This is a genomic window from Chroococcidiopsis sp. CCALA 051 (assembly GCF_003015105.1).
Lineage (GTDB): Bacteria > Cyanobacteriota > Cyanobacteriia > Cyanobacteriales > Chroococcidiopsidaceae > Chroococcidiopsis > Chroococcidiopsis thermalis.
The window spans coordinates 1-4,375 of the sequence record NZ_PYCI01000230.1 but is presented as its reverse complement, the minus strand read 5'-3'; the positions used below and the strand labels follow the sequence as shown (position 1 = coordinate 4,375).

The window sequence follows — 4,375 nt, the reverse complement described above, 5'->3', positions numbered from 1 at the left end:
GGGGGGCTTTTGTTCCCCCCTTTTTAAGGGGGGCTAGGGGGGATCCGAGTCTGTTGCTGGGAAAAATTAATGATTCTTTGTATAAACTGAGCGATCGCTTATTCCCAAACGCTTTCCTTACCAGCTAACTCCATTTTCACAGTGCGATCGCCATAGTTTTGCTATTTGTCTTGTAACTTAGCTCAATTTCAGCAAAATTTAACTCTTCATCAGAGAACACCTCGATTGCCCCAAGCAAGAGGGATTAGGGCGATATTCGCGATCGCCATTACAAGTTTAATAAGTATAAATACTCTAGTTTCGGGACTCGGCGATCGCGATCGTTTCCACAAACAAGTTTATTTGTATTTTGTAACTATTTATATAAAATAAAAACACAAAATTGTTTTAGTAGGATAATTTAAGCTTAAATAGAGTTTTCGGAAGATATTAGAGAAAATATTACTTTTTTAGCTCAGAAATACTGATTTACTCTCTTTTTTATCTGAAGATGCCCTTTCATTTCCCTTGCCCTTGCCAGATAATGACAAGTAATCGAATCAAAAACGGCGATCGGCAAGCTAGTACAGCACGACAGAAATAAATCATCAATAAGGAAAAGTACCAAATGCCCACAACATAGGGCTTTTGATTTTTAACTTTTGACTTTTGACTTCGTGTACTTCTTGAGCCAGAGCCATAACAAAACAACGATAGGAGCCAACCCAACGTGAAACTTGCAGTCTACGGAAAAGGTGGCATCGGTAAATCTACAACGAGCTGTAACATTTCTGTCGCTCTTGCCAAGCGCGGTAAAAAGGTTTTACAAATCGGGTGCGATCCAAAGCACGATAGTACCTTTACCCTGACAGGATTTTTAATTCCCACCATTATCGATACGCTTCAGTCAAAAGACTATCACTACGAAGATGTCTGGGCTGAGGACGTGATTTATAAAGGCTACGGTGGCGTAGATTGCGTTGAAGCAGGGGGACCACCAGCGGGTGCAGGTTGCGGTGGTTACGTCGTTGGCGAGACAGTCAAGCTGTTAAAAGAACTCAACGCCTTTGACGAATACGACGTGATTCTATTTGACGTATTGGGTGACGTGGTATGTGGTGGCTTTGCTGCTCCATTAAACTACGCTGACTACTGCATGATTGTCACCGATAACGGTTTTGATGCCTTGTTTGCAGCCAACCGCATTGCTGCTTCTGTGAGAGAAAAAGCACGCACCCACCCCCTACGATTGGCAGGATTGATCGGCAATCGTACCGCTAAACGCGACCTGATCGATAAATATATCGAATCCGTACCCATGCCCGTATTAGAAGTATTGCCGCTCATCGAAGATATTCGCGTTTCTCGCGTCAAAGGCAAGACTTTGTTTGAAATGGCTGAGTCCGATCCTTCCCTAAATTACGTCTGCGATTACTATCTCAACGTCGCCGACCAAATTTTGGCGCGTCCAGAAGGAGTTGTGCCAAATGACTCGCCAGATCGCGAATTATTTGCCCTGTTGTCTGATTTTTACCTCAATCCCACCAAACCACCTGTTCCAACTCCAGAAGAAGAACTAGACTTGATGATGGTTTGATCGGTCTAGTATTTTTGGATGAGGTGTAAAGTAGATGGCATTTTTCACAGACTTAACGGCATCTTTAAAACAAAAGTGGGTGCAATTCTTTCATGCCAATCATGCTTGGATTGCTAAGCAAATGGAAGTAGAATACGTCACCACGCCCGATGGTGGAAGGCGACCATCTTCTAACCTCATCCTGGGAGTTGTGAGCGCGCTGGAACCGCAATTAGCGGAATTAATGATTCCTTTTACTAAACTCAATCCCGATCTCAATGCTTTAATTGACGTTCTGGAGTTGAATTTTGACCCAGAAAAGCTATCGAGCGATCGCCCGCACAATCCGATGGGAAACCCCCATCCCTCTAATCCTGACACGCAAATGGATGCGCTCATGGGTATGATGGACGATTGCGCCGAAAGCGAACTAGATGCATTATCTACGGGTGATGTCCCTCCTACAACAGCGCAGGCAACTGGGCAAACACCTGACGCAAAAAAAAATTTTAGTCAGTCTGACTTCGGCGATATCTGGGCGGACGAACAGTCTGCGAGTTCTAACCGTCCTAGAGAAGGTAAAACTGGCAACGACGAGATTTCACGTTTATTTCCTGAATTTTAATTGGGGAGTCGGGAGTCGGGAGTCGGGAGTCGAGGAATTTTAGATATTGAATGAATCTTTCCTCCGTTGTCTCCCTTGTCCTCCTTGTCTCCCGTGTCTCTCGGCTCCCCATTCATCCTTTAAATCAGAAGGGGAGAACACCGATTTATGACTTTGGCACAACCGGAAGCACTCAATTTTGAATGCGAAACTGGCAATTATCATACATTTTGCCCAATCAGTTGCGTTGCTTGGCTTTACCAAAAAATTGAAGATAGTTTCTTTTTGGTAATTGGGACGAAGACCTGCGGCTATTTCTTGCAAAATGCTATGGGGGTGATGATTTTTGCCGAACCTCGCTATGCGATGGCAGAACTAGAAGAAGGGGATATTTCCGCCCAGTTAAACGATTATGAGGAGTTAAAGCGATTGTGCGAGCAAATTAAGCGCGATCGCAACCCCAGCGTGATTGTTTGGATCGGCACTTGTACCACCGAAATCATCAAAATGGACTTGGAAGGCTTAGCACCCAAGTTAGAATCCGAGATCGGTATCCCCATCGTAGTAGCGCGGGCAAATGGCTTAGACTACGCCTTTACCCAAGGGGAAGATACAGTTCTAGCAGCAATGGCAGCCCGTTGTCCGAATGAAGCACCTGTAGCCGAGACTGAGAAAAACGAACGCAACGCGATTCAAAAACTGCTCCACTTTGGGAAGAAAAAAGAAGAACTTGCCCAAGAAGAATCTGAGTATGTCAATCATCCGCCACTAGTATTATTTGGTTCTCTCCCCGATCCGGTTGTTACCCAACTTACCTTGGAATTAAAAAAACAGGGGATCAAAGTTTCTGGCTGGCTACCTGCCAAGCGTTACACCGAACTACCAGTTCTAGAAGAAGGGTATTATGTCGTTGGTGTCAACCCCTTCTTATCGCGGACGGCAACAACTTTAATGCGTCGTCGCAAGTGCAAACTCATCGGCGCACCCTTTCCAATTGGTCCCGATGGCACTCGCGCTTGGGTTGAAAAAATTTGCTCTGTATTCGGCATCACTCCCAAGGGATTAGACGAAAGAGAAGCTCAAATTTGGGCAAATTTAGAAGATTACGTGCAATTGATTCGCGGTAAATCTGCCTTCTTCATGGGAGATAATTTACTGGAAATCTCGCTGGCAAGATTTTTGATCCGCTGTGGCATGACCGTACCCGAAATTGGCATTCCATATATGGATAAACGCTACCAAGCGGCTGAATTGGCAATGCTAGAAAAAACTTGTCAAGAAATGGGCGTACCCTTACCTAAAATTGTTGAGAAGCCGGACAACTACAACCAAGTCCAGCGGATTTATGAGTTGAAGCCTGATTTGGTAATTACAGGTATGGCACATGCTAACCCACTAGAAGCGCGGGGAATCAATACCAAGTGGTCTGTAGAGTTCACATTTGCGCAAATTCACGGCTTTACCAACGCCCGCGATATTCTCGAATTGGTAACTCGACCCCTACGCCGCAATAACAACCTCAAAGACTTGGGTTGGGACAAGTTAGTCAAGGAAGAAGCCAAAATCTAGCACAAAAGTCAAAAGTTAAAAGTTAAAAGTCAAAAGGCAAGCATTTGTAGGGGCGGGTTTTTAGAAGAGATCTGTTCTAGAACCGAGCATTCTGCCTTAAACCCGTCCGTACATCAGTCAAAAGTCAAAATGCCTAAATAAGGTCAGAGCTAGCATTTTAGCTGTCAAGTTAGGCAACTTACAAAAAGTAGAGATGTGTTATGCAACGTCTCTACTTTTTATTTTTTACTCTTATACAGCAATACGGTTCAGTTAAAAGCGATCGATCCTCGAAGAGCCCCCCAACCCCCCTTAAAAAGGGAGACATTATTCTACCTGTTGTTAGGTGGCTAGGGGGGATTGTCTTATCTGAATGGGACAACTTATGGTTGTTGTCCCATAGCAGTTTTGACCTCTATTTTTTGATAACTTATGGGCGATACAAGATTCGAACTTGTAACATCCTGCTTGTAAGGCAGGCGCTCTACCGTTGAGCTAATCGCCCGTGTAGCCGTTTTTCTCACGGATGTTTATCATAGCAAACATCTACGATTTAGATCCAGCTTTTCCAAAAATTTTTTGTTTGCCACAAACCATTCTCCCTTGTCTCCCTTGTCCCCCTTGTCTCCCTTGTCCCCCTTGTCTCCCTTGTCCCCCTTGTCTCCCTT

The 4,375-nt window shown here is 44.5% G+C and carries 3 protein-coding genes and 1 tRNA gene; 3 read left to right on the top strand and 1 reads right to left on the bottom strand.

The genetic code is table 11. From position 1 onward, the window contains the following. Positions 1-709: 709 nt before the first annotated feature. From bchL to C7Y66_RS29885, 3 genes are all read left to right on the top strand, one after another. Complete coding sequence (gene bchL / locus C7Y66_RS29895; protein ID WP_106167858.1) at positions 710-1,576, top strand: ferredoxin:protochlorophyllide reductase (ATP-dependent) iron-sulfur ATP-binding protein; 867 nt, start codon at positions 710-712, stop codon at positions 1,574-1,576. A gap of 34 nt (positions 1,577-1,610) precedes the next feature. Next, entirely contained in the window at positions 1,611-2,180 is a 570-nt protein-coding gene (locus tag C7Y66_RS29890) for a DUF5331 domain-containing protein (RefSeq protein WP_106548314.1), read from the top strand. Positions 2,181-2,327: 147 nt separating this feature from the next. Beyond that, the gene (locus tag C7Y66_RS29885; RefSeq protein ID WP_015156456.1) at positions 2,328-3,728 is read left to right on the top strand and encodes a ferredoxin:protochlorophyllide reductase (ATP-dependent) subunit N; all 1,401 of its coding nucleotides are present in this window, start codon (positions 2,328-2,330) and stop codon (positions 3,726-3,728) included. 412 nt (positions 3,729-4,140) lie between these two features. Here C7Y66_RS29885 and C7Y66_RS29880 read toward each other — a convergent pair. Beyond that, a tRNA-Val gene (locus C7Y66_RS29880) sits at positions 4,141-4,212 on the bottom strand. Positions 4,213-4,375: the final 163 nt, after the last annotated feature.

Bases quoted from the DNA above. Each gene is read 5' to 3' on its own strand.
- C7Y66_RS29885 (WP_015156456.1), top strand. From the start codon at position 2,328: ATGACTTTGGCACAACCGGAAGCACTCAATTTTGAATGCGAAACTGGC.
- C7Y66_RS29890 (WP_106548314.1), top strand. From the start codon at position 1,611: ATGGCATTTTTCACAGACTTAACGGCATCTTTAAAACAAAAGTGGGTG.